We start from the raw sequence: 25,055 nt of genomic DNA, 5'->3' as shown, positions 1-25,055 counted from the left end.
GAACGCGGGGCGTTGACAGGTCGAAGCGAATAAGAACAGCTGCGGCATGGTAGCCAACTGTCTTTTTCAACCGGACCATCATGAAGCCTGAAAAGAAGCCGTTCGTCGTCGAGATCAAGAATCGGCGGCGCCTGTCCCGGCGGGAGCACTCGATCTGGGGAAAAATCGATCTGAAGGCCGCTGGCGATCAGGTAGCCGCCGTGGAGAAATCCGCCGAGAATGGTGCAGCGATGCCGATGAGACACCCCGAGGCTGCGCCAGAGCAAAACGCGGCCGAGATCAACGTCTGATCGCGTTATAGACCAACTTCGGAACCACCCATCCATTCACGTAGAAATATCGCTTCGCCCGGAGACGCGCGATATAGGCGTCCTGTTCCTTGTGGGAGGCGAACCGGTTGAAGCGCGTCCGGGAGTAATCGATCATCCCGTCCCCTTCGGTGAGTTCCAGCGGACCTGACGCCGCCAGGTTCTCGATATGGGAACGGAGCGGTTTGACGATGCCGTCAAATCGGTACTGCCTGTCCAGAGCGGCATTCAGGCGGCCGGCTCGCATGGGCGAGAGTGCTTCGGTCTTGAACATGGGACTGCCTTTCCTTGAATGCGAAAACCCGGCGCGACGGCCGGGTTCTGGTCGGGATGGAGAGGAGATGCCGCTGCAAAGACCGCAGTCAGGCAGCGCTTTCGAGCAGCTTTCGGGCCTTGCTCTCGAGTTCGAGGCGAGTGTCCTGGTGGGTCTTGCCGCGGGCCAGCGCCGTGATCCCCTGGACGAAGTCATAGATGCTCTCAGGCGGCCTCCCTTCTTCGGAAAGCACCGTCTCGATGATCTTGCCGGTTTCGGCTTTTGAGAAACCGCGCTTGCGTAGGAAGTCCGAGCGATCCTCGTCGTTGCGGGCAACGACCCGCTCACGGGCGGCGCGAATGCCGGCGATGAACGGCGCCGGCGAGGAATTGGCGAAATTCGTGAGCGCAGGCGCCGCCTCATGGGAGAAACGCTGGGCGGCGAATTTTGAGTGGCGAATGGAGATTTCCTCGAAATTTTCGGTGCCCCACAAATTGCGATTGGCACACACGGCGCGCAGATAGAACGACGCGATGCCGAGCGTCTTGGACCCGACCTCGGAATTCCAGGCATAGAACCCGCGGAAGTAGAGATCCGGATCGCCATTCGGCAGGCGACCAGCCTCGATCGGGTGGGTATCATCGACCAGGAAGAGGAAAACATCGCGGTCGCTGGCATAGAGCGTGGTCGTATCCCTGGTGATATCGACGAACGGATTGTGGGTCATGGTCGACCAGTCGAGCACGCCAGGCACCTTCCAGATCGTGTCGCCGGTTCCGTTACCGGCGATGCCCATCACGGCGGCAACCAGGTCTTTATCCCAGATGCGCCCATATTCAGGTCCAGTCACCGCCCTGAGCTCGACGCGACCGTCATCCATCTCCAGTGTTTTGACCAGTTCGGCGCTGTGGTTCAGCAGCCCGTGCTGAAGATTGATCGCGGCCAGCGGCGCAGGCAGCTGCCGCATATAGCTCGAGGGCGCGCCGACCAGGCTGCAAAGCTGACCGTAACTCCAATGCGTCGGCGCAATCGGTTCACGTCCGCCGGGAATAATCAAGGCAAGGCGTTCGGCATTGTCACGGGTGGCTTCCACGCGGATCTCGGCGCTTTCAACCGTTCGAACGCGGGCGCTATCGGTTCTGGCGCTGACGGCGCGATGAAGATCAGAGAGCGACAGGTAGCGCTCGTCGTCGGGGCGCGAGAACCATTCGGATGAGACGCGGCCAATGCGTTCGCCGCGCGAAATATCGACCTTGAAGCCGGACGAGACCGGCCGCGGGCTGGAAATCATGGTGTTCATGCTCAAATCTCCTGAAACGAAGAAGCCCGGCTGGCGCTTTCGCGACAACCGGGCTGGTGGGTTGGAAAGTGGATAGCTGCCGAAGCGTCTGTCAGACGGGGTGACGCAGGCGGGAATGCTGCAGGCGCGCCACCCAAAAGTGGCGCGTACGCTTCTCAATCGATCGCCTGGAATATCTCGGCAGCTTCCGGATGGTCGGCGGAATAGGCATAGAGACGCCCGTAGCCCTCTGAGAGATATTCCGATTGATACTGGAACGAGAGATGGGAGAAGGCAAACATTGTGGCGATGATGCCGGCGGCTTCGGCGGAAACCTCCCCCTGAAATCCGGTGATCTCGCCGGTGATCCGAAAGCGCGATTTGGATTGCGGAGCCAGGAACAGCGGCTTGCCGTCGTGTTCGTAGAAATCCCAGAAGCCGCCGCCATAGTCGAGCGGGCTCAGCCGGTCCATGAAGCTGTAAACTGCGTTCTCGGCAACGATCAGCAGCGAACGCCCGAACAGAGTGGGCAAGAATTCCTGGCGATGCTCTTCGGGGACGATGGTGGCGCGTTGAGGTGCAATCACGGATGTCGACATCGGTTCATTTTCCAGAGAGGCGACAGGGTTCAGGCCGGACAACCCTCTCTCCATCGCCCGGCTTCACCCCTGCTCCGGCCCCTCTCTTCCTCCTCCGGCCAGGCGCAGCCGCCTCTTTCCGGCCCGACATGCCTTGTCTCCGATGCTCAACGGTCAGAGAGGCCCGACACGATGGCCGGGCCTCCGATTGAGCGATGGGTTTTGAAAGCGATTATTCCGCCGCTTCGAGGTGCTCGTCGCCATCCTCCCTACGATCGATGGATGTCTCTTCGACATCCGCGCCTTCTGTCAGGAAGGCTGGCAGATCGACGCCAGCACCTGCCTCGGCACTGCCATCGACAACCTCGACCGCATCCGCCACGGAGGCAGCGGCGGCCTCGTCGGGGGTCGCGTCGACCGGAAGCCGCAGCACTTCGGGGAGCCATCCGCTGCCTTCCAGCAGCCGGGCGGCCTCACGCGCCATGTCGGGTTTCTTGAGATGATCGATGAGCTGCGCGGACTGTTCGCCTTTCGCCTCGCGGACGGCCTGCAGGATATGCGCCTTCGTGACGCGGCCGAGATAGTTGTCGACCGTCGGCGTCCAGCCCGCCGCGACCATTCCGAATCCAAGCGAACGAGCAAGTTGCTTGGCATGGACGTATTCCTTGGCCCGCCGGTTCCATGCCTGGACGGTCGTGTTTACTGACAGCGAGACGCAATGGGCAAACAGCGCCATGCGGCTGGCCTCGTCGAGCGCGATCAGATAGTCCCAAACCTCGTCGGCGTTACCGGGAAGATCATAACCCCAGGATTCCTGCCGCTGTTCGATCTCCTGTGCCCAAACCGTATCGCCAAGGCCCTGGCTCTGGCTGAACGCGGTGTGTTGCAGCGTGATCTCCAGGCACGAGTCCGCCCCGTATCGGTAGAAGATTTTCAGGACGGCAACATGCAGGGCGGCGATGAAGGCCATCACCGGGTCGTTGGCCAGCGCATTGCGCAGTGCGACGGTGCGGGCGGCCGTCAGATCTTCGATGACGCGATCGGAGAGCGGACGCACCTTGCCATCGTCGTCTTCCGGTTCCTCGACGCCGGCAGGCCTGTCGTTGATCGAGATGCCGTCGGTTGCGGATTCCGCAATGGCGTCACCGCCGTGCTCATCACCATCGCCGCCATCCGGCTCGACGGCAGGTTCGTCTTCGGCTCGGACGAAACCGCGTTCGATCTTCAGTTCGCCATTGGCGGCGAGCGAGACGAAGGCGCCGCCGCGGGCAACCTCTTGCGGATCGAAGACGTAGGGTCGGTCATTCAGCGCATCCAGCTCGCCGCCGAGTTCCTCGAGCCGGGCTTCGGTTTCCTCGAAATAGTCCTCCGCCGCGGCATATTCCGCATCGAGCTTGTCGTATTCCGCCTTCAGCGCGTCATGACGCGCAAGCTCCTCCCCGGTGTACTCGAGCCGTTCACCGTAGAAGCGGCGGAGACCAGCGGTGTGGCCATAAGGAAAGTCAAAGGCGGCATCGACCCATTTCCAACCCTCTTCGGTCTTCAGTGCCTCGGCGTCGGCGGTCAGCTTTTCGAGCACGAGCTGCTCGAGCAGCGCCGGGTCCTGCAGCCATCCGCCATTGTCCTGCTCGAACAGGTCGCGCATCACGACACCGCCGGCAGCCTCATAGGCGTCGATGCCAACATAGACGACGCGTCGGTCGGATGCGCGGACCGCGGTTTCGGTCAGCATCCGGCGGATATAGTAGGCGTCCTGATTATGGGACCGGGAGATCGTGTCCCAAACCTGCTGCTGCCGGGCGTGATCATTGGTGATCGAAAATGCCATGACCTGGCCGAGCTTCATCTCGTCATTGGCATAGAATTCGAGCAGACGCGGCGAGACAGAGGCCAATCGCAGGCGCTGTTTCACCGTCGCCACCGAGATGTGGAAGCGGGCGGCGATCTCTTCCTCGTCGAGCCCCTGCTCGCGCAGTGCCATCATGCCGCGAAATTCATCCAGCGGATGGAGATCGAGTCTCTTGACGTTTTCGGCAAGCGAATCCTCGACTTCGAGGGTCTCGCCTTTGCTGACGATGCAGGGAATTCCGGCGGTCTTGGACAGCTTCTTCTGGCTAACCAACATCTCCAGCGCGCGATAGCGACGTCCACCCGCCGGAATACGATAGATGCCGGTCTCTTTGCCGTCGCCATCGACTTCGGCGCGGACATTAAGGCTGGTCAGCAGGCCGCGATGGGCAATATCTTCGGCAAGCTCCTCAATCGAGACGCCGGCCTTGGTCTTGCGCACGTTCTGCTGGCTGAGAACGAGCTTGTTGAAGGGGATGTCACGCCCGGCGTTGAGCGTGATTTTCTGGATGGCCTGTGCCATGTCGTTTCTCCGTGGCGGGCTGGCCGGAGTCTCTCTCCGACAACCGCAACCCGCCGCGAACGCCCCTTCCCCCCTCTCCCTCCTTTCCTGTTGGCAGCCTCCACCGTTTCCGGCTGGCGCCCACCTCGCCGCAGGCTACAGATGACCATCTGTTCAGATTGCCGGCATGATGGAAATGAGGTGCAAAGCACGTGTCATAGGCCGCCCAATAGCGGGGTAGGCTTTGCGGATATCGCCGCCTTCGCGGGCCCCCTGAATCAGGGAGCAGCCCCCAAAGCTTATCCAGAGCAAAAAGGACTTTGGGCTCGGACCTCAAAATCGTAAGGTTTCGAGCAAAGATTCCGTTATTCGGGAAGGGCGATGGGTAGTCAGGCGCAACAACCAGACCGAGAGCATCATTTTTACGTCTCGACCGCCAAGTTCCTTTTCCACCACCCCTGAACATGGCGTTGTGGCTGTTCGCGATCCCATACGGCTGCGGGATGCCGAACGGTATGGCTTGGGCCCCGTAATACTTTATGGGGCACCGTAAGGTTAACCTCTCGGCGATCGGTCTCTGCGATCTTGCAGCATGACCCAAGTCACTCGTGATCGCCCTTATCGCCTCCACCGGTTTCCAGCTGAAGTGATTGCCCACGCCGTGTGGCTGTATCTTCGTTTTCCGCTCAGTCTGCGGATGGTCGAGGATCTGCTGGCTGCGCGTGGGATCACGCTTGAACCAGACATGCAAGTCAGAGAGACGATCGTCCATTTCTTCGAGACGTTCTCTCGCGTCGGATCCGCCTCCCAGACCGTCAAGGCCTTTCGTCAGGAAGGTATTCTCTTTCCCTCACGCCTGCACGACAGCCAGACGGTATTCCGGCCGCTGACGACTTCGACAGCGATGCGTGTGCTGCACAATCCACGTTACGCCGGAGCCTATGCCTATGCCTATGCCTATGCCTATGGCCGCCGCCGCTATCGACGCACCATTGATGGCAAGAGGAATGTGCGTGAACAAGATAATGATGATTGGACGGCATGTATTCCAGATGCCCATCCCGGCTACATCAGTTGGGAGCAGCATCAGGAGAACCTGAGGATCCACGTCCGTGACGGAAGCGAATACGGTACAAGAGGCTTGACTGGCGATGGCGTAGAGGGCCTCCAGGAGCTTCTCGCGGACATACGGACGTGGGACGGCGGGATCCGCCAGTTTCTCGTTGACGAGCAATGCGATCCCAAAATGATCGAGCGCATTATGGCCGACGAGGTAAAGCGCAACCGCTAGCTAAACACCTACGCCTCGAGCAAAAAATGCGCTCGCCGGACGCTCACCGCGGAAGTCTTCCGCAAGAAACTGCTCGCGCAAATGCGACGTGTCGGTTAGCGTTACACGCGCAAGTCGCAACTCGGCATGAGCTCACACCTCTTGAACAGAACTCAAGGCACTTTGGAGTAGATATCGAGTTTGTCGCTAGAGACAAATCCATTACGTCGGTAGAATTCGGATGTTTTGCCCGCTCGTTGCGACACCAGCCATAGTTTGTGACATCCTGCCACCTTTGCTGCGTCGACGATTGTGCCAAGCAGTGCCGATCCAATACCTGCACCCTGCGCCTCCGGAAGCACTGCAACCTCCTCCAAATACAGCAACTGGCCTGAATAGTGTCGATGCCGGGTGCCGATTGTAATCCCAACGAGATCACCTGCTTGCCAAGCCGCCAGCGCAATTCGCCGCGGCGCCGCCAAAAGCTGCGAAACACGCTCAGTTGCAGCTTCGAATGACCAGTCCTCGTTCCAAGGAGGCGCGGCATATGCACGAGAAATGACGGTTGCTGCCTCTTCGAGGTCTTCCTCGCTCAACGGCTTGATCACAAAAGATATGCTTTCAGATCTCATCGATAACCTTCCCCAATATATCTCTTGCACACCAGCGGTGTGGGCGATTCGATCGGCTGACTTCCGCCGAAGCTGATCCCAATCCTAAAACCTAAGGCTGCTTTGCAGCAGCAAGCTCGCCCACTCTACCGTGTTCGGCAACCTTCTTGCAACCTACAGTGCGTCGATTAGGCCGAGGAAAACACCGATTCCCAGAAACTCGTCGTTTCGAACGTCCAGCTGAATTGCGGGGCAGAGCGTTGATCGGGTGACTTGAGGACGACCTCGATAAGCTGTGACGCATCATGCAGTTTCAGGTTGACGTTATTGGCGCGCAGGGCTGCCAGCACCGCAGAAGCTCGATCGCTGTCGGGAATTGAGGACCGCACCAAGTGTTTATAGGTCCTATCCTTGAAGAAGATCGCCTTCGCGACCGCCTGCAACTGATCGTGCTCGGCATCCGTGATATGTGAAAGGTGCAAACATCTCGAAATCGTCGCGCGGACGTTGACGAGGGGTTCGCTGAGAGGAAGGAAACCCATCTCGGCTGGTGCGTGGGATTGGGCAACGTCGGCGTCATCTTCCAATGCGCCGCTTACAAAGCCCGCGTAGATTTCACCAACCCCGACCATGCCAAAAGCCGCGCATTCCGCTGCTCTGAGAGCCCCCATGCTCGCAGCCCCGAAGATGTGGACGCCTTGGGCAAGCCCGAACAGGATCTCCTTGTGCCAAATGGCTGGCACGTACTCATAAACACCATCAATGAGTCCAATGACATTGGCGCCATCCTGTATGGCTTTATAAAAATCGCCCTGCTTTGCGGGCGGGCGTAGCTCGTAGTCAGGATTTGGCGCTAGATCCGCGCCGTGGAGTGTTGGTCCCGCGAAGATGACTTTCATCTTGATTTCAGAATCCTTTTCAGCGCACGCTTGCCGAACCTTCGCTTCCTTTTCCCATCTGGGCTTTCCAGTTCCGAGACAAGAACTTTGGCAACACTGAAATCTGGCTCGCGTGGGTTCAGGTCTACGACGATCGCTGATTTGATCCCCACAGCCTTGAGCCTATCGATTACACCCGTCAGCATGTCGGATAGCACCGCATAGGGGACCGTGGCAAAACCGGGCCCGTCGGTGGTCGGTTCGAAGAAGAGCGCCTCGCGGAGATGATCCGGAAGCGGTCGGGTGAAGGTGTCGGGGTGGATGTCATCTCGCGCGCCGCTGATGTAGGTCAGCCTTGATTGCGCCGCCTCGGTGACAGCCCTGATAGCTGCGCGGACGGGGCTGGGATGTGCCCCGGCACCATGCGTCACCTCAATGTAGCGAAGTTCGACCCCGGGCGGCCTGTCTGGTGCAATAAATGCTTCGAAACAAGGCACACCGACGTCGCTGGTCATATCGAACATTTGCAGTCTGAAGCCAGCTTCCCGCACCCGGTCTGCTAGGCTGCTGAGTATCGGATCGCGGAAGGATTCCACATCGACGCAGTTTTTTCTTCTCTCTCCGTCGGAAGAGAACTGCGAGACAACTGTTGCGTCGCGCTCAATCCGTTCCAGCAAGCCATGAAAGGTTGCTTCGAGGAGCGTGTTACCCGACGCCAGACCATCCGATGACTGCCAGAATCTATTTGGTTTTGTGTCGTCGAGCCGAACTACGTCATACGGCACCCAAACGTCGCGTTCGGCCACGATATCGTATCCGAGTGTCCAAGCGAGCGTCTCTTTCAGTTGCACCTCGCTTCGACCCACTAAAATCATGCCATGAAACGGATCAGCGAAAAGACCTCCGTTTTCAAGCTCATAGACGCTTGTTTGGCGAACCTCGATGTGTGGTTCTCCGGCAACAGCACGCTCAAGCGCTTCCATTGCTGCCGACACCTTCGCATCAATGTCTTCGATTCCTTTGCCCTGGTTGATGACGATCGAGCGCGCGTTGGGAGCGATGGCATTCCAGACCGGAATGCCAATTCTATCGAGATCTGTCAGTCGCGCCAGTCGGGTGATTCCATGCTTCGACAGCGATGGTGCGATACGCGCCATTGTCTCCTTCGGCGAGCAACTGCGATCAGAATAGGGAGACAATGGCGCATCAGAAATCATATTACACTACCAAGGTCCTGCCTGACGGAATGCCGAGCATACGACCAGCTACTGTTCGATCACGCAGAACGGGAACTACCGTCGGCCGAGATGTGCGATTTATAGAACCGCCCGCTGAAAGCTTCTTCCTTCGGCTGGAACGAAACAGCGAGATCGACTGCAGGACTACGATACATAAAGCCCCCGAACGCTTCTTCCCTCGCGTCGAACGCAACTGCAACATCAACCGACTCAACCGCGTTGTTGACCGGGTCAATGCCGCCAGACCGAGTGAAATAGTCTTCCCGCGTCCCATCCAAGGCTGTGACCGTGCCTGCGTCAAAATCGACAAGCCAGAGGCCAGTTTCGTCCTTTACGCCGAGCACCATCATTTTAGACATAGCTTTTTCCTTTGTTCAGAGTGTAATTTCGGGTCAGTCAGACCCAAACTACCTCACGCCAATTCGCGCATGAAATCTACCATAACGTTCGCGTCGCACAAGTATGAACGCGGTTGTTGAAATTCGTGCGTGATTGGAACACACTGCCGCCCGGACACGGTTGGCAGCACACCAAGCTGCGGGGCAACATCGGTCCGTGTCGCAAGGGAAAAAATGGCTTTCTTTCTGCAGACCTTTGGGGGTTTAAGGCTCCTCGACGAAGAAGGTAACGACGTAGCTTTTCCTGAAAAGGGATTGTTAATACTAGTATATTTTCTCACGATCGAAAAAGAATCGGCGTATCGACAGTCACTGGCCGCGTTCTTGTGGGGACACGAAGACAATGCCGTTTCGCTCACTAATTTACGTAAGACCGTTTCGAGAATAAGGAACCGCCAAGAAGAACTGGGAACGCAATTCCTTTCCTTTACGGAAACCACGATTTCCGTTGATCGAGCGTCACTGTCGTCCGATTTACTGTGGGTTGACAAGGACGAATTGGCAGAGCCCCTTTCCCGGCTGATGCGCCTCGTAGAGCTATTCCAACGGTCTTTTTTAGGGCGGATTAACTGCAACAGTCGCGATTTCGAGGACTGGCTTGCCGAGCGCAGAAAGCGTCATAAGGCCATTCTCACAGTTTCGCTAGAAAGGGCGGCACTTTTAGCCCGCACGCAAGCAGAATATGCAGTCGTAAAGGAAGCAGCTATCCTCCTCTTCCGGGCTGTACCCAACGATCCCGACACTTTGCAATTGCTCGTAAGAATCTTTCATGCCGAAGGAGAAGTCGAGCAGCTGCGGCAGTTTTTTGAGGAACGAAGCAAATCGATTTCGAGAGGGGTTGATGCCCTTCCCGCGGGCATCGACAAGGATTCAGCAAAGGTCGCGGCTAAGGTACGACCGCCGTCATCTGATCCCGCCTTCGCCGGACCTAACTCTTCATTTGAAGTCAAAGAAACACCGAGCGCAGCAATTCCCCGCCTCGTGCTGTTGCCTCCTAGCAATCAATCAAGCCGTCCTGACGCCGGCTTGGTCGCCGCATCGTTAATAGAAGACATTACAATCGGGTTTTGTGCCTTCAATAGCCTCCAGGTCATAGCCCCCTATTCGGCCGTTCGAATTGGTCAGGAGATGGAAGACCAGGTTGCGTTCTTCGACCATCATTCCGTCACCTATATTCTCGACACGCGGATCAGCAGCTTGGGCGACGAAGTGACGTTATTCGCCCAGCTAATCTTCCATCCTAATAGCGAGATAACCTGGGCGGAGAGGTTCAGTCTTGGGCACCTTGATCTTGTTCGCGACAGACGAGTGATCTCACGACGCATCGCACTTTCTGTTTCCGGCGAGATCGAGCGACATGAAGCGACACGCTCTTATCTTGAACTGAACCCGATCGCCTACCATCGATACCTTATAGGCAAGCGGCATTTGAATCGGCTGACGCTCCCGGACTTGCGGCGTGCGCGCAAGGAGATGAAAGCCGCGCTGCAAGCAAGCCCCGATTTCGCACCGGCGCTGAGCGCCATGGCGCGAACCTACTCGAAGGAGTGGCTGTTAACGGCACGAGGCGATATCGATCTTTTGAAGACGGCGGAGACTTTTTCCACGCGAGCCATCAACGCACGTCCCGATCTAGCTGATAGTTACCGCGAGTTTGGTGTCGCCAAATTGCTTCAGGGTGCATTCGATGAAAGCGCTGAAGCACTGGAACTGGCAGAGACCCTTGGCCCACACTACGCGGACGTCATCGCCGACCACGCGGATACGTTAGTCCATTGTTCGCGCCCGATGTTGGCCTTGCAGAAAATCGAGCGTGCGATCGAACTGAACCCTCTTGGCCCGGACTCCTATCTCTGGACCGCCGCAGGAGCCAACTACGCCATGAGCCAATTCGAGGCATCGCTGGATTATATCAGCCAGATGGCAGATCCCAGTTTGGCTGACCGGCTTTCGGCCGCCAACTGGGCGATGTTGGACCAGATGGACAAGGCGCGCTTTTATGTGCGGAGAGTTCGTGAGACCAATCCTGTCTTCGATGTCGACCAATGGCTGTCCGCGGTTCCGTCCAAGGAGCAATGGCACAAGGATCTCTACCGTACAGGCCTGAAGAGGGCAGGATTCTAAACCGCAATCTGCAACAGGGGAAATGAAGCAAATGGCTAGAGTTGTCGTGATCAGCATAGCAGGTGAAGAGGGTCTTTGGGTGGCCGATCTGGATGCCGGGAGCGTGGTGCCTCTCGATCCGCCCACAACAGGGGGACTCAAGACAGTGGCGGATCTTCGCGCGACTGGAACAATCGTGACGAAGGGCGTGGACGTCGCGGTGGTCGTGAAGTCCGCCGAGGCCGCCTCATCAGGCCACTATGATGGACTACCCATAGCCAACTGAAACGAAGCGCGGCCTGTTGTCGGTATTTGAAACCCGACAGCACCGATTCGCAGCCGTCCCGGACCACTTCGTCGACGACACTATACTCACCTGCTTGGCAGAGTGTTCGTTGAAAAATCTGTGGATTCTGGACGAGGAGGAGACAAGCGGCTTCGGCGTCGCCGAGGTCGCTTGCCGACACGACATTCTTCCGCAGCAGATTTGCTCTTGTCGAAAAGCTCGGCCGGACAAACCTGACAGGATCACGCGTATGCTGTTGCCGATGGCGCTGATTGGATGCCGATCGCTAAACGGGCGGAGCTGCTGGGCCGATAAGGTCGCATCTTAGCGCCCGGCGAAGCCGTTACGTGTCGAGAGCGGCTGGGCCGCTTCCTGAAGGTCGATACCAGTAAGAGGCGGCAGCATTGAAATCTCTGATCCCATCGGCCGAATGAATATGATCGAACGAGGCGCCAACGCGGGCCTATTTCATGGGGCCGAGACGCTCGTGCGGACGGCATTGCGATAAAAGTGGGCTCAATCGGCGTCATCACCCGCGTGCTATCCGGCGAAAATGCAATATTCCATTGCGAAAGCTGGATCGCGGAGACCAAATCAGCTATACGTTCCGTCATGGAAACCAGCTTTTCAGACTTGCCGGACGATCAAGAACTGCGAGCAATTATCGCTGCGCAGACAGAAGAGTTGGCGCGTCAAAGCCAGAAGCTGCGCTCTCGCGACACGCTGATTGAAAAGCTGAAAGCCGAGCTTGCCGTTCTGAAGCGGGCAAGCTCTGGACCCTGGTGGTGAGATCGATAAAACGTTCTGCAGAAGGCAGGATCGGCACTCGACGCAAACAACCAAGCAATCATTGAAAGGGATGGATCTTCGTTTCGCCAAAGGGGGCGATTCCTCGCTTCGCCCGACATCTTGCTCATATCGGCTCCAATCTCTCATGAGTTGAAGCCTCCGGCAAACCCGGTGCGGTTCACCCCTACTCTATGCCCTGCTGGGCAAGGGCACGGCTGACGTTATCCGCAAATGTGGGATCGCGCATCTCCGGCGCAAACGAGAGCCTTTGGAGGGCCGCTACATCCCTTGGCGCAGTAATTGCCTCCGACGGTAGCTTTGAGATCGTCAGAGCAATGTAGAGGTTTACCCGGTATCTCCTGACGTCGTCCGCGCCCGGAGGTATGATGGCGCCTGTCAAAGCGCTCACGACTGCGGCCTTGTCTTCTGTCGTTCCGTACAGCTTGGCAATATGCGCGGCAAAATCGCGTCGATCGGGGGTAAACATCAGGTCGCGAATGCGATCAACAGTAAGGGCGGCCGCGGTATCCGGAAAACTGATCGAAGACTGATTAGGACCCGCGACAGTTCCGAGCACCTTCTCGCAATATGCGAACCTCGATGGCGACAAGACTTCAAGGCGATCGCCTTTCCCGAGCGTCCTGTTCCCAAGCTCCAGCTGGATCTGACTTAGCAGAGCCAACGTACGTTCGTTATTGGGGCCTTCAGCGAGGCTCGGCTTCAACTTGGCAGTCAGCCCTTGGATCCATGACGCGGTATCATCGAAAGCATACTCAGAAACTTGCAACACAACCTGGAGAAGATTGTAGCGTCCATTCGCATCGATCTCAGCCGATTGCTGCACATATGCGATGATCCGGCACACGTTCGTATTATCAACAACGTTGCCCAGGATGTAGGTGGCGGGCAGTCTCGTCTCGGTGAAGCGTCCAGCCGCAAGCGGTATAATACGGATTCCCATTGATCAGAACCCATATGCCCAATCTCTGCGCCCGATGGACATGATGCGCCAAGGCTGGCCCTCGAGCTTGCGCCATGCGTCGCAGCAATGAGCGACGATGTCTTCGTAGGATTTGAAGACGCGGTTCGATAGCCAGTTCTCGCGCATGAAGAGCCAGAGGTTTTCGACCGGATTGAGTTCGGGCGATTTCGGCGGCAGCGGCAGGATCGTGATGTTTTCTGGTACGAGGAGAGTGTTGGACATATGCCAACCAGCCTGATCCATGATGAGGACGGCATGCGCATCGTCGGCGACATGACGGGCAATTTCGGCCAAATGCTGGGTCATGGCGTAGGTGTCGCACCAAGGCATGACCAGCGCTGCCGCTTTCCCAAGCTTCGGGCAGATGGCGCCGAAGATGTAGGCTGATCGGGTTCGCTGGTCGTGCGGTGCTGAGGGTCGCGTTCCACGCTTGGCCCAGCGCCTCGTGATCTTGTTCTTCTGGCCTATTCGGGCTTCATCTTGAAACCAAATTTCTATTCGTTTGCCTTTGGCGGCTCCGTCGGCAATTTCCGCCACTGCGGCGGGAAAGTTTTTTTAAATTCCTCAATCGCTTGAGGGTCCTGTGCGTGATGTTTCGGTCGTGCGGCAAGCTTGCGGTAGCCCATGGCACGCACCTCCCGGCTCAGCGTTTGTTCGCTCACCGAGATACGGAATTCCTCCCATAGCCACTGGGCCAGATCACACAGACGCCAACGCACGATGCCATCGAGATAGGGCCTCGGTCCGCGTTCGATGGCTTGCGCCAAGGCCGCCCGCTGGGGATCGTTCAAACGTGACTGTGGGCCGGGAGCCTTGCCATTGATCAGCCCTTCGGGGCCATGCGCATTGAAGCGCGTGACCCAATCACGCACGATCTGAAGAGTGACGCTGCCCAACCGCGCCGCATCCGAGCGCGAACCGCCGTCATAGATCGAGGCAAGCGCCAAGAGCCGCCGTGCCTGGTTGGCATCCTTCGTCTGCCGGGCCAGAAGCCGCAGCCCATCCCCATCAAAGTCTGACCGCAACGAAATCGCTGAACCCATCGCAAACCTCCGGTTTGCACCATCGATTCAGATTCATCACATTTTGGGAAGCCCGTGAGTCGAATTCAGTGAGGAGCCGTATAAGTGCTTCCACGGCCTCGTCATCGTTGGACCACTGGCGAAACCTTCGAATATCGTCGGTCGTTCTTATCCAAGAATCGAGACGATTGAGATAAGAAACTACAACTGGATCGGCTCGCGTCATCGAGGAAGCCCCGTCAACAAGCACTCCCTGTAGAGCGACAATCTGGCTGAGATCAGCGCGACAATCTGGATGAGATTCTGGTGTCGCGGTCGTCGGCGACGGTATCATCGTGATTGTCGCTGGCAAGGGCTTCGTTGGGTTCTGATTGTCGCGCAGCGTCAATCTCGGCGGCATTTCTGATTGTCGCGAAGGAAGCCGGCCTGCCGCGTTGGCGTTTGGCTTCCATCGCGGATCGACGCCGGTAGCTTTCGACATTCATCTCAAAGATGGTCGCGTGGTGGACGAGACGATCGACGGCGGCGAGTGTCATGGCGGGATCGGGGAAGACCCTGTTCCATTCGCCGAAGGGCTGGTTGGCGGTGATCATGATCGATCGCCGCTCGTAGCGCGCGGAGATGAGCTCGAAGAGCACGCTCGTTTCCGCCTGGTCCTTGGTCACATAGGCGAGATCGTCGAGGATGAGCAGATCGAACTTGTCGAGCTTGGCGATGGCGGATTCGAGCTGAAGTTCACGACGGGCCACCTGCAGCTTCTGAACGAGCTCGGTCGTACGCATGAACAGCACCCGCCAACCATTCTCGATGAGCGCGAGGCCGATTGCGGCGGCGAGATGGCTCTTGCCGCCACCGGGCGGGCCGAACAACAGGATGTTCGCTCCCTTGGCGAGCCAGCTATCGCCGGCGGCGATCGCCATGACCTGTGCCTTGGAGACCATCGGCACGGCGTCGAAGTCAAAGCTGTCGAGCGTCTTTCCCGGTGGCAATCGCGCCTCGGCGAGATGGCGTTCAATGCGGCGGCGATCGCGTTCGGCGAGTTCGTGCTCGGCGATCACCGACAGGAACCGGGCCGCTGGCCACCCTTCCTTGTCGGCCCGTTCGGCAAAGTCAGGCCAAAGGACCTTGATGGCCGGCAGGCGGAGTTCATTGAGCAGCGTGCTGAGCGTGGCGGCGTCGATGGCAGGGGCGCTTCTCATGCGGCGTCCTCCAGATGATGCGCGTCGATCAGGGCCTCATAGCCCTGAAGGGAGGCGAGGCGAACGTTGACGGTGGGCAACTGTGCCGGATCGGGCGCGAAGAAAGTCCTCAGCGCGATGATGTCCGGCAGTTCGCCCGCATCGAGTGTTTTGGCGAGCCGCTCTGCCAGTTCCCGCTCGCAGCCCCGATCGTGGGCCAAGGCCAGGAGCTCGACGGTGATCTTGCAGGCCTGCTTGTCGGAAAGCCGGTCGAGCAGGGTCTCGAAGGCCCTTCGGTATTCCTGCCGCGGAAACAGCTTGTCGCGATAGACAAGCTGAAGCAGCGCCATCGGCTTTTTGCGCAGCGAATGGATGACATGGCGATAATCGACCACCTGGTCGTGCTTGCCGCTGGCATGTGCACGCCCTCTTTGGAGCGTCATCAGATGCGTGCCGCCGATAAAGAGGTCAAGGCGCTCGTCGTAAAGGCGCACGCGCAGCCGGTGGCCGATGAGCCGTGACGGCACGGTGTAAAAGACCTTGCGCAAGGTGAAGCCGCCACTGCGCGAGACCCGCACGACAACCTCCTCAAAATCGCTGGTGCGCGTTCCCGGCAACGACTGCAGCGTCGCCCGCTCGGCGTCGATGCGCTTGCCATGGCGGGCATTACGACGGCTGACGATCTCATCGATGAAGCCGCGATAGGCAGCGAGATCGTCGAAGTCACGGGTGCCGCGCAGCAACAGGGCATCGCGGATCGCATTCTTGAGGTGGCCATGCGGGCTCTCAATCGCACCGTTCTCGTGGGCAATGCCCTTGTTGTTGCGGGTCGGCGTCATCCGGTAGTGCGCGCAAAGCTCTGCGTAGCGCCGCGTCTGGTCGTCCTTGGCATCGGCATCGAGATTGCGGAAGGCCGCCGACAGGCTGTCGCTGCGATGGTAAAGCGGCGCGCCGCCGAGGAACCAGAGAGCGTTCTGTAGCCCTTCGGCCAGCGCCACGAAGCTTTCTCCACCGAGGACGACGTGGGCGTGTTCGAAGCCGGAATAGGCGAGCCGGAAGTGATAAAGCAGGTGATCGAGCGGCTGGCCTGCGATCGTGATCCCCAGCTCGTTCATGTTGGTGAAGTCGGAAAGCCCCAGTCGGCCGGGCTCATGAACCTGGCGAAAGATGACTTCCTGCTCGTCGCCATTGATGGCCCGCCAGGCACGGATCCGCCGTTCCATTGTCCGGCGAACGCCTTCGCTGAGGTCGGGATGGCGGCGCAACATCTCCTCGAAGACGGCGACCGGGCGGATGCCAGGTGCCGCCTTCAGCAGCGGCACGACCTCGGCATCGAAGATGTCGGCGAGTGGATCGGGACGCCGACGGCCGCGCGGCTTCTTCACTTGCGATGGCAGTTGCGCATTCTTCTCGATGCGATAGGCCGTTGCTCTGCTGAGCGACGCCTTCGCGGCGGCGACCTCAACCCTGTGCTCTTGTCGTAACTTCATGAAAAGCCTCATCTGATGATCGGTTATGTGACGACCTGGCACAAAGGTAGTTCCCCGTTCTTCGAAGAACCCAACGTACCGGTCGAACCGCAATCACCAGATGAATCGGCGCGGCAGCAGCGGTAGAACTCCGTTCGGGCTACGCCCTCTCTGCGTTCCACCGCTGCTGCCGAGTCTCATCTTGATTGACGCTTCGTCTCATCTTGGTTGTCGCGCTGCAACTCCCTGAAAATTCCGCAACCAATCCTCAAGAGTTGCTTCCGTCACCCCTTCGTGGCGGATCTGCTGGGCTGTGGAACTAGCAATCGCAGTCAACCATACTAGAGCAAGAACAAGCCATCTCATCTTGGTGATCTCAAATTCGGGAAACAGGATTTGACGGCGGCCGATCAGCAAGCGTCCCACCTTGGACTATCAGCTTGGGAGCAGACCTCGTCACAGGCGCGCGCAGTACTACCCAGCGGATGCGGTCTGGACTCCGTGCATCGCGATTGAGCTTGTAGATCCCGGTCTCACACGACTCTGGTTCTGACTTGGAATCCTCAGCTTTTCCGGTCAGGCAACTCTCCTTACTGTTCAAACTAAAGTAGGATGAGTCGGCAAAATAGGAGAGACTGGCGTCTTCAGCGGCGGCAACCAGGCGGACGTCGCCGCCGTCAGTGAGATCTCTATCAAAAATAATGAACTCCAAACAGCGGTTTCATCGGTGTCGTGATGCAAATGAGGGCCGCAGGAAAAGGCCGCCGATCAGGCTGAGGGACCTCGTCGCCGACATCGATCGGATGACCGGTTTCAGCTCTCTGTTCGAGCATCTTCAGACAGGACGGACACCGAGCGACATGCGAGTGTTCTATGCAGCCCTTATCGCTGAAGCCACCAATCTCGGCTTCTCAAAGATGGCGCTCGCCTGCCCCGGCATCACGCGACGTCAATTACAACAGATGGCGATCTGGCATTTCCGGGAAGAGACGTTCACCCTGGCGCTCGCCCGGCTGGTCGAGGCCCAGCACGCCGCCCCGTTCGCGTCCGTGTTCGGTTCGCATACCGTTTCTTCGTCCGATGGTCAGCATATCAATCTCGGCGACGGCGGCGAAGTCGCTGGCAGCGTCAATGGCCGCTACGGCACCAACCCGGTCATCAAGCTCTACACCGCGATCTCCGGCCGTTACGCCCCTTTCCATACAAAGATCATCGCCGCCACGGCAAGTGAGGCGGTTCATGTCCTCGATGCGCTCCTCGAAACCGACGCCGGTCTTGAAATTGTTCGTCATCACGTCGATGGCGGCGGTGTCAGCGATTTTGTCTGCGCATTTTGCCATGCGCTCGTGCCCCGTATTCCCGATCTCGATGGGCGATGCCTCTATGGCTTTGGTGCCGCCAAACAATACGGCATTCTGCAGAATGTCATGGGTAATCGCATCGACGCCGGTCTTATCCGTGCGCATTGGGACGATATTTTGCGTCTGATGACGTCGTTGCGCACGCGCACCGTCAGCGCCTCGCTCATGCTGAAGCGACTGTCGGCGACGACAAGGCAGAGCGGTCTTGCCCAGGCGCTCCGGCAGATCGGCCGGATCGAGCGGACACTGTTCACCCTCGACTGGATCAATGACGAGGAATTGCGGAAGAGCACCACGGCGGAGCTGAACAAAGGGGAAAGCCGCAACGGCCTCGTGCGCGCCGTCAATCTCCATCGCCTCGGCCGCTTCCGCGATCGCAGCCAGGAAAACTTGTCGATTCGAGCATCCGCCCTCAACCTGGTCGTCACTGCAATCATTCACTGGAACACGATCTATACAGGGCGTGTCGTCGATGCCCTGCGCAACGCAGGACAAGCAGTGCCCGAACATCTGCTCACCAGCCTGTCACCTCTCACCTGGGAACACGCAAATCTCACCGGTGATTACCTCTGGGAGGACAAGCCCAATCTCGACGACGCCAGCTTCCGACCCCTCCCGTTCACTATTTGATCCGCCTACCGTATATCTGCGCCCCTCACATGGGCACATCCGTGTCAAGTCGATTAGATCATATCGACATCCTCAAAGGCTTCGGCTCCAGGTTCCCGGCCCATCTACGAGACGCGGCTCGTTCTTGCCGAGCCTCATCCACCTCACATTCGGTCGGCATCGATTTCAGCCGCACCAATATCCCGCTTGCGGCGGGCAGGGCTCGGGTCGACGAGACCATTCTTTAATTCGGCATGTCGCCAAGGGGCACATCGGTCGTCGGCCCGGAACCGCCAGGGTTCATGAGTCCCTGGAGGTATCGGAAAGGGTGAAGAATAGAAGAGCTATGCCGCCTTCATGACGGCGCCGTCGATAATGACCCCGGAGGTGACATACTTCCAGAGCGCCACCAGCAGCTTGCGTGCCAGCGCGACAATAGCCGTCTTCTTCATCCTCCCGCCGTTGCGTTCGACGCGAGCCCTATACCATTGCGCCAATGTCGATCCCGGCTGATGCCGCAGCCACAGCCAGGCAAGTTGGATCAGTGTTGTGCGCAATCTCGGATTGCCCGCCTTGGACACGCCCTGCTCCCGGTCGATCGACCCGCTCTTCCAGGGGGTCGGAGCCAACCCCGCATAGGCGGCGACCTGACGACGATTGTCAAAAGGCCGGAACAGGCCTTCCGACCACAGGATGTTGACGAACTCGGCGCCAAGCCCTTTGATTCCGAGCAACATCGCGACTGGCAACGGCCTTGTGTTGTCGGCGCGATGCTCTGCGAGAAGGGCATCACGCTCATCCTCGACCACATCGATCTGGCCAGTGACCAGTTCCAGCCATCCAACTCCCGGACGATCTGGGCCTTCATGTGCTTTGGCAATGGAAGCCCGTCACCCGTTCTCAGCTCTTCGAGATGCTCGCGCCGATCCTTGCCCAGCGGCTCGTAGCCGGTTATGCCCTGCGAACAAAGCAGGCCCTTGATGCGGTTCACATGACCAATCCGTTCGGCCAGAAGCGCCTTGCGTTCCCGGCTAATTCGACGCCGGTCCTCTTCCTCGTGCGTGATTGTACGCACCATCGAGCAAACGCGGGGCTCTCCCCTTTTGAAAGCCAGCAAGGCCCGCAACAACGCCTCGCCATCGACACGATCGGTCTTCACCCGCCGATGACGGCGTGGCGTTGCGATCGACGCCGCGTCAACGACGTAGCTCTCGATGCCCTCCTTCACAAGCGAGCGATGGATCCAGAAGCCGTCGAGGCCGGCTTCCTGAATCGTGATGATTGGCCAGGTCAGCCCGGTCTTGGTTCGACTTCCTGCCCGCAGCTTCGAAAACAAGGCGAACAGGCCGGCAAGATCGCCGGCTGCCACGGAGTGCTTCGACATCTTCTCGCCGTTACCCGGGGACAGGGAGGTGACGAGCCAGGTAGAGCGCGAGAGCTCCATCGAGACAAAGATGGCTGCAAGATTGGTTTGGATGGCACTCGGCGCTCTTTCGGTCGTGAACATCTGATCCTCAGAATAAGTGGTTAGCGATACGGCCACTCATTTTGCGAAAACGCCGGCCGTCATCCAGCCCATGGGATCTTTAATGATGTTCAGGGGCCACAATGGCGGCAGGCTGCAACAGGCCTCCCCGCGGCCCATGGCGCGTCGAGCCACGAATGCAAACGGCAATGGCAGGTGCCGCTCCGCTCAGCGCATCCCGTCGTTCAGAAATTCACCGGGATATTGTGCTGGGCGCACATGATCCGGGCCTTCATCGAGGACATGAAGGGATCATCACTGAGAAACCGCAGACGTGAGGCGCCGCGGCTTTCGCGCACCAGTAACGACGAGTTGCCGTCGGCGAAGGCTTCCTTCGGGATGCGGTAAAGGTCGCCCGAGGCCTCGTCCACATAGCAGCCGGGCCGGACAAGGTCCGCCCAGTCGATTTCGGGAAGGGTATTGCGGTGCTGGGCTTCGATCGATCGATTAACAGCTCTTGCCATGGCTTCCTCCCAATTTTGGCTTAGGCCTTGCGGACAAACTCCTTGTAGTCGGGATGTTGGGGCAGTCGGGATGTTGGGCGTTCTAGCGGATGAGGTATTCGCACCCAATATCGGGATATAGGTAAGGGGCCGACGCCCTTTCCGTCCGCAACGCGGCGTCCACAACGCCTGAGATTTCTACGCCACAGCGCCGTGCGTCCTATCAGACGCACAAAAAACGCCGTGGCATTTTGAACTCCTGCATGGTCCCCTGAATCGGTTGCGATTTAAGGAACCATGCACTAGGCGCCGGCATGGCCCGCCGGCGCCCACCTGAGTTCAAGCCATCAGAAGTTCGGTTCGATATTGTGTTGTGCGCACAGCAGCCGCGCCTTGAGCGTGGCCATAAAGGGATCCGTGCTCAACTGACGCAGACGCGATGCCCCGCGGCTTTCCCTCACCACCATCGGCGAGGCACCGGCGACGAGCGCCTCCGCCGGGATGCGGTACAGGTCGCCCGATGACTCGTCGACGTAGCATCCAGGTTCCTTGATATCCACCCAATCGATCTGGGGAAGGGTTTGGCGATGCTGAGCCTCAATGGATTGATTTACTTGTGCCATTTCACATCTCCCATTTTTGATGATCTTGATGTGCAGGTCACGCCCGGTGACAGCCAAACCCTCTGGGCCACGGCGACAGCTCCCGCCGCCGGCATCCCCCTTCTTACGTTCATAGGGCATGCCGAACGTTTCGCTGATGATCGTATGTGAGTGATCAGGAGCTTAACCGATAGGCCCCCGAGTATACCTCCACGCTGCAAAATTCCGCCCTCATTGGTACCAAAATGTGGCCGCGGCGGCAAAATGCGGCGCGATTTTCGAATAGAGCAGCGGTGTTTCGCGGCCGCCTCGGCAATTGTCGCGACCACGCGTTGCGCAAATTTTAGGCAAAGTGATTTTCCTGCAGCATAACCCTACTGAAAATCGTTGAAAATTCAGTGCTCGCTCTGTCTGGGCCAAGCTGGCGTGGAAATTGCTTGATCTTGTGTGGCTTAGATGTCACCCGCGGGCGGCCGGGCCGTTATAGCATTCTTGTCGACTGATGGTCATTCGAGCGGAAGGGTAAGGCAACATGGCGGAGTACATAGTCGGCCGGGAAACGATAGCGCGTGTTACGGTAGAAACCTGGCTAGGGCAATATTGGCACGCGAGCAGGACGTTGCGCGGCGAAGACACAGGGCTCACCCGGGCGCAGGCAGGTGACTTCCTGCGCGACCAGGCGCTGGGCAACCCGAGCCATGCAATCCGCCGCAGATGCTGGCTTGCCATGGAAGAACACGGCATCAGCGGCATGGACGCAGGCGGCGACGTCGCTTTGGACGACAACCGGAGCAAATAGCTGCCCTGACGCGCGTCGCGATCGCGGTCTGGCGCGATTTGTCATGATCGCGGCGACAGTACGCTCGCATACATGCCGGTGGTGCGGAATTCCGTCGGGCTTAGGCCGAAGAAGCGGCGGAAGACCTTGGCGAAATAGTTGGGATCCTCAAAGCCGGAGAGGATCGCTACCTCCTTGACCGGCAGGCTCGCGGTCTTGGTCAAGAGCTTGACGGCTCGCTGCAGCCGCTTCTACAGCACGAATTCCGCCGGCGGCATGCCTTCGCTCGCCGTTGACAGAAGGGCTGTCCTGCTCCGAGATCGCCCGTCGTACCGGATACGGTCGGCGTAGCATCGCCAAATGGCTGACTTTCGACACGCCACCTGACCGATGCAGGGCCGCGTTGAAGCCAACCTCACCTCTGTATTTCGAGGCGTTCCTCACCCAGTGCTGGAAAGATGGCAATCGCTGCGGTCGGCATCTGTTCCACGATATCAAGGGGCGCGGCTACACGGGCAGCTTCTCAAATCTCGAGCGGCTTCTCGGAAGCTGGCGCCACGCCGAGCGATCGGGCACGGATAGTGCGTCGACGGCTCCGATCACAGGCCATCACCCAGCCCGCGATGTTGTCCCGATACGCGATCCGGCAACTGGCCACGTGATCTCGCCTGTGGTCGCTGTGGCTCTCTGCATAAAGCCGCGAGGCATGTTGACGATCAATCAGGCGAGGAAAGTCGATGCTCTGAAGCAAGGATCGCATGAATTTGTAGTGATGCGCAGTCTCGGGATGCGCTTCCGCGGTATTTTTCGGAGCCGTGACTTGAGCAAGCTCGACATCTGGATCGATGATGCCGTCGACTCCGGGCTCGTCTCCATCGTGCGTTTCGCGCGGGTCCTACGCCGTGACATTGATGCCGTTCGCAATGCGATTGAATTGCCGTGGAGTAACGGCCAGGCGGAAGGGCAAATCAATCGTCTCAAGGCCCTGAAGCGCGCGATGTACGGCAGAGTGCGCAAGCTCCTTCGGGCACGCATGCTGCCACTCCACCAGCCTCACCACGCAAATTGAGGAAGACCCCGTTTAACTGCCAAACGACAGCACCATCGGTTGATTCACATTGATCCCGCACCTTCACGCTGTTTCACGGCAAACTCCTCTTCCGGAGAATAGACGAGTGTCTTCCGGCCATAGGCGGCAAAGTAGAAAATCGCCAGTGCATACCAGATCGCTACGCCGATGATCCCTTTCTGATAGAGCGGGTCGGTGAGCTGGAAGAAGATCGTGATGAGCGCAATGACCACCGCAAGCGCCGCCCCCGGCACGCCAAACGGACTGCGGTAGGGCCGCTCAATATTTGGAAAGACGCGTCGCAGCTGGATGAAAGTCAGGCCCTGTAGCAGGTAGGAGAACATCGCGCCAAACACGGCCATATTCAGAAGCACACCCCCGATGAACGAGCCGCCCTGTTCGCCCCCTTGGGTGAACCAGACCACCAGCATCACCAGGAAGCCCACCAGCGCACCGGCAAGCAATGCCGTGTTGGGTGTTTTGTGCTTACCATGGGTTAGCGGTCGCCTAAAACTGCGGTTATACCAACGTGCACGGATCATGACCGATGCGCCCAATCGCGCATTCCGATGGACATGATCTTCCACGGCTGATCGACGAGCCTGTTCCAAGCGCGGCAGCATTGATCGACGATGTCGTCGTAGTCCTTGAAGACGCGGTTCGACAACCAGTTGTCCCTCATGAACTGCCAGAGGTTCTCGACCGGGTTCAATTCCGGCGACCGCGGCGGCAGGAACATCAAGGTGATGTTGTCGGGTACCTTCAGCTTCGGCGTGACGTGCCATCCGGCTTGGTCGAGAATGAGCACGGCATGTGCTCCGGGATCGACGGCGTTGCTGATTTCGGCAAGGTGTTCCTGCATCGCCTCGGTGTCGCAATAGGGAAGGACGAGGCCAGCCCCCTTGCCCTTTTTCGGGCAGATCGCGCCGAAGATATAAGCCCACATGGTGCGCTGGTCGTGCGGGGCCGACGGTCGGGTTCCCCGACGTGCCCAGCGGCGCGTGATCTTGTTCTTGTGCCCTATTCTGGCTTCGTCGGCCCACCAGATTTCGATGTCCGTGTCGGGCGGGCATTTCGCCCTGATCTCTGCCAGCGCGGCGGGGAAGTCTTTTTAAAAACCTCCCCCTCCAATTCGTTCTGGGCGTAATGGCGCGGACGAGCGGAAAGCTTGGCAAAGCCGAGTGTCTTGAGTTCTCGCCCGACCGTCGTCTCGTCGACAGAGACCCGAAACTCCTGGAACAGCCACTGCACGAGGTCCTTACGGCGCCAGCGGACCACGCCGTGAACGGCGGGGATCGGACCGCTTTCGACGATCTTCGCCAGCGCTTGGCGCTGCGTGTCGTTTAGCTTGGCCCGGCCGCCTGGTGCTTTTCCGTTGATCAACCCGGCGGCGCCGCGTTCGTTGAAGCGCACGACCCAGTCGCGGACGATCTGCACCGTCACCCCGCCGATCTCGGATGCGTATTGCCGGGAGCAGCCATCATAAATCGAGGCCAGCGCCAACAGCCGCCGGACCTGGGCGGCATCCTTTGCTTTCTTCGCCAGCCTCCTGAGTGCCGTTCCGTCGTAATCTGCCCGCAACGATATCGCCTTCGTCATGCCAAACCTCCGTTTGGCACAATGAGTCAGAATTTCTCTGATTTGGGAATCCCATCACGAGTCGGCGTCATTGCTCG

General features: G+C 58.8%; 21 protein-coding genes and 7 pseudogenes. 10 read left to right on the top strand and 18 right to left on the bottom strand.

The window, feature by feature from the left end:
* Positions 1-80: 80 nt before the first annotated feature.
* Positions 81-290 carry a hypothetical protein gene (locus BC363_RS35150; protein WP_065783730.1) on the top strand — a complete coding sequence of 70 codons (210 nt, stop codon included), beginning with the start codon at positions 81-83 and terminating at the stop codon, positions 288-290.
* Here the strand turns inward: BC363_RS35150 and BC363_RS17060 are convergent.
* The 4 genes from BC363_RS17060 to BC363_RS17045 form a co-directional block, all read right to left on the bottom strand.
* Positions 280-582 carry a hypothetical protein gene (locus tag BC363_RS17060; RefSeq protein ID WP_065783729.1) on the bottom strand — a complete coding sequence of 101 codons (303 nt, stop codon included), beginning with the start codon at positions 580-582 and terminating at the stop codon, positions 280-282. The genes BC363_RS35150 and BC363_RS17060 overlap by 11 nt on opposite strands.
* Positions 583-670: 88 nt before the next feature.
* A complete protein-coding gene (locus tag BC363_RS17055) occupies positions 671-1,861 on the bottom strand; it encodes a DUF932 domain-containing protein (protein WP_065783727.1) in 1,191 nt (396 codons plus the stop codon).
* A gap of 155 nt (positions 1,862-2,016) precedes the next feature.
* Entirely contained in the window at positions 2,017-2,439 is a 423-nt protein-coding gene (locus BC363_RS17050) for an antirestriction protein (protein ID WP_065783725.1), read from the bottom strand.
* A 211-nt stretch (positions 2,440-2,650) separates the two neighbouring features.
* A complete protein-coding gene (locus BC363_RS17045; protein WP_065783723.1) occupies positions 2,651-4,789 on the bottom strand; it encodes a ParB/RepB/Spo0J family partition protein in 2,139 nt (712 codons plus the stop codon).
* Between the two features lie 571 nt (positions 4,790-5,360).
* Here BC363_RS17045 and BC363_RS34480 point away from each other — a divergent pair.
* The 3 pseudogenes from BC363_RS34480 to BC363_RS35485 form a co-directional block, all read left to right on the top strand.
* Positions 5,361-5,504 (top strand): annotated as a pseudogene (locus BC363_RS34480) (IS6 family transposase); the annotation flags it as partial.
* A gap of 9 nt (positions 5,505-5,513) precedes the next feature.
* Positions 5,514-5,801 (top strand): annotated as a pseudogene (locus BC363_RS34475) (recombinase family protein); the annotation flags it as partial.
* A gap of 69 nt (positions 5,802-5,870) precedes the next feature.
* A pseudogene (locus BC363_RS35485) lies at positions 5,871-6,059 on the top strand (hypothetical protein); the annotation flags it as partial.
* 152 nt (positions 6,060-6,211) lie between these two features.
* Here BC363_RS35485 and BC363_RS17035 read toward each other — a convergent pair.
* The 4 genes from BC363_RS17035 to BC363_RS17020 form a co-directional block, all read right to left on the bottom strand.
* Positions 6,212-6,670 (bottom strand): GNAT family N-acetyltransferase, encoded by a 459-nt coding sequence (locus BC363_RS17035; protein ID WP_244519897.1) that lies wholly within the window; start codon positions 6,668-6,670, stop codon positions 6,212-6,214.
* 167 nt (positions 6,671-6,837) lie between these two features.
* Positions 6,838-7,548, bottom strand: coding sequence for a TfuA-like protein (locus tag BC363_RS17030; RefSeq protein ID WP_065783718.1), 711 nt, complete (start codon positions 7,546-7,548; stop codon positions 6,838-6,840).
* Complete coding sequence (locus BC363_RS17025; protein WP_065783716.1) at positions 7,545-8,744, bottom strand: YcaO-like family protein; 1,200 nt, start codon at positions 8,742-8,744, stop codon at positions 7,545-7,547. Before BC363_RS17025 ends, BC363_RS17030 begins: the two co-directional genes overlap by 4 nt.
* A gap of 59 nt (positions 8,745-8,803) precedes the next feature.
* The gene (locus tag BC363_RS17020; protein WP_065783714.1) at positions 8,804-9,124 is read right to left on the bottom strand and encodes a hypothetical protein; all 321 of its coding nucleotides are present in this window, start codon (positions 9,122-9,124) and stop codon (positions 8,804-8,806) included.
* A gap of 213 nt (positions 9,125-9,337) precedes the next feature.
* Here BC363_RS17020 and BC363_RS17015 point away from each other — a divergent pair, with 213 nt between their 5' ends.
* The 3 genes from BC363_RS17015 (at position 9,338) to BC363_RS35480 (ending at position 12,341) form a co-directional block, all read left to right on the top strand.
* Positions 9,338-11,287 carry a hypothetical protein gene (locus tag BC363_RS17015; protein ID WP_065783712.1) on the top strand — a complete coding sequence of 650 codons (1,950 nt, stop codon included), beginning with the start codon at positions 9,338-9,340 and terminating at the stop codon, positions 11,285-11,287.
* 31 nt (positions 11,288-11,318) lie between these two features.
* Positions 11,319-11,552 carry a hypothetical protein gene (locus BC363_RS17010; protein WP_065783710.1) on the top strand — a complete coding sequence of 78 codons (234 nt, stop codon included), beginning with the start codon at positions 11,319-11,321 and terminating at the stop codon, positions 11,550-11,552.
* Positions 11,553-12,062: 510 nt separating this feature from the next.
* Positions 12,063-12,341, top strand: a complete 279-nt coding sequence (locus BC363_RS35480) for a hypothetical protein (protein ID WP_065793315.1) — start codon at positions 12,063-12,065, stop codon at positions 12,339-12,341.
* A gap of 184 nt (positions 12,342-12,525) precedes the next feature.
* Here the strand turns inward: BC363_RS35480 and BC363_RS16995 are convergent, their stop codons facing one another.
* The 4 genes from BC363_RS16995 to istA all read right to left on the bottom strand — a co-directional run bounded on the left by BC363_RS16995 (position 12,526) and on the right by istA (position 17,025).
* Positions 12,526-13,302 (bottom strand): hypothetical protein, encoded by a 777-nt coding sequence (locus BC363_RS16995; RefSeq protein WP_065783706.1) that lies wholly within the window; start codon positions 13,300-13,302, stop codon positions 12,526-12,528.
* 3 nt (positions 13,303-13,305) lie between these two features.
* A protein-coding gene (locus BC363_RS33570; RefSeq protein WP_141690351.1) for an IS630 family transposase occupies positions 13,306-14,366 on the bottom strand; the annotation gives its coding sequence in 2 pieces (ribosomal slippage) (positions 13,306-13,830 and positions 13,833-14,366; 1,059 coding nt in all).
* A 257-nt stretch (positions 14,367-14,623) separates the two neighbouring features.
* Positions 14,624-15,544, bottom strand: a complete 921-nt coding sequence (gene istB / locus BC363_RS16980; RefSeq protein WP_065783701.1) for an IS21-like element helper ATPase IstB — start codon at positions 15,542-15,544, stop codon at positions 14,624-14,626.
* Positions 15,541-17,025, bottom strand: coding sequence for an IS21 family transposase (gene istA, locus BC363_RS16975; RefSeq protein ID WP_083223513.1), 1,485 nt, complete (start codon positions 17,023-17,025; stop codon positions 15,541-15,543). The genes istB and istA overlap by 4 nt, the downstream gene beginning before the upstream one ends.
* 728 nt (positions 17,026-17,753) lie before the next feature.
* On the opposite strand from istA, the pseudogene BC363_RS16970 reads away from it, so the two are divergent.
* Positions 17,754-18,983: pseudogene (locus BC363_RS16970) on the top strand (Tn3 family transposase); the annotation flags it as partial.
* A 323-nt stretch (positions 18,984-19,306) separates the two neighbouring features.
* On the opposite strand, the pseudogene BC363_RS16965 reads toward BC363_RS16970, so the two are convergent.
* The 3 genes and pseudogenes from BC363_RS16965 to BC363_RS16955 form a co-directional block, all read right to left on the bottom strand.
* Positions 19,307-20,469 (bottom strand): annotated as a pseudogene (locus tag BC363_RS16965) (IS110 family transposase).
* A 203-nt stretch (positions 20,470-20,672) separates the two neighbouring features.
* The gene (locus tag BC363_RS16960) at positions 20,673-20,951 is read right to left on the bottom strand and encodes a hypothetical protein (protein WP_065783697.1); all 279 of its coding nucleotides are present in this window, start codon (positions 20,949-20,951) and stop codon (positions 20,673-20,675) included.
* Between the two features lie 326 nt (positions 20,952-21,277).
* The gene (locus tag BC363_RS16955; RefSeq protein ID WP_065793314.1) at positions 21,278-21,673 is read right to left on the bottom strand and encodes a hypothetical protein; all 396 of its coding nucleotides are present in this window, start codon (positions 21,671-21,673) and stop codon (positions 21,278-21,280) included.
* A gap of 391 nt (positions 21,674-22,064) precedes the next feature.
* On the opposite strand from BC363_RS16955, the gene BC363_RS16950 reads away from it, so the two are divergent.
* Positions 22,065-22,331, top strand: coding sequence for a hypothetical protein (locus tag BC363_RS16950; protein WP_065783693.1), 267 nt, complete (start codon positions 22,065-22,067; stop codon positions 22,329-22,331).
* A 41-nt stretch (positions 22,332-22,372) separates the two neighbouring features.
* Here BC363_RS16950 and BC363_RS33565 read toward each other — a convergent pair.
* A pseudogene (locus tag BC363_RS33565) lies at positions 22,373-22,600 on the bottom strand (helix-turn-helix domain-containing protein); the annotation flags it as partial.
* An 8-nt stretch (positions 22,601-22,608) separates the two neighbouring features.
* Between BC363_RS33565 and BC363_RS16945 the strand changes: the two are divergent.
* Positions 22,609-23,379: pseudogene (locus BC363_RS16945) on the top strand (transposase); the annotation flags it as partial.
* Between the two features lie 44 nt (positions 23,380-23,423).
* Here BC363_RS16945 and BC363_RS16940 read toward each other — a convergent pair.
* Both BC363_RS16940 and BC363_RS33560 read right to left on the bottom strand, forming a co-directional pair.
* Positions 23,424-23,921: an amino acid permease gene (locus BC363_RS16940; RefSeq protein ID WP_202618576.1), complete on the bottom strand. Its 498-nt coding sequence runs from the start codon at positions 23,919-23,921 to the stop codon at positions 23,424-23,426.
* Positions 23,918-24,978 (bottom strand): IS630 family transposase gene (locus BC363_RS33560; protein WP_141690350.1). Its coding sequence is split into 2 segments (ribosomal slippage): positions 23,918-24,486 and positions 24,486-24,978, totalling 1,062 coding nucleotides; the frame shifts between segments, so codons are not numbered across the junction. The genes BC363_RS16940 and BC363_RS33560 overlap by 4 nt, the downstream gene beginning before the upstream one ends.
* Positions 24,979-25,055: the final 77 nt, after the last annotated feature.

This window comes from Ensifer sp. LC384 (genome assembly GCF_001695865.1).
GTDB lineage: Bacteria > Pseudomonadota > Alphaproteobacteria > Rhizobiales > Rhizobiaceae > Ensifer.
The sequence above is the reverse complement of the archived record's forward strand: the minus strand, read 5'-3'. Positions and strand labels throughout refer to the sequence as shown.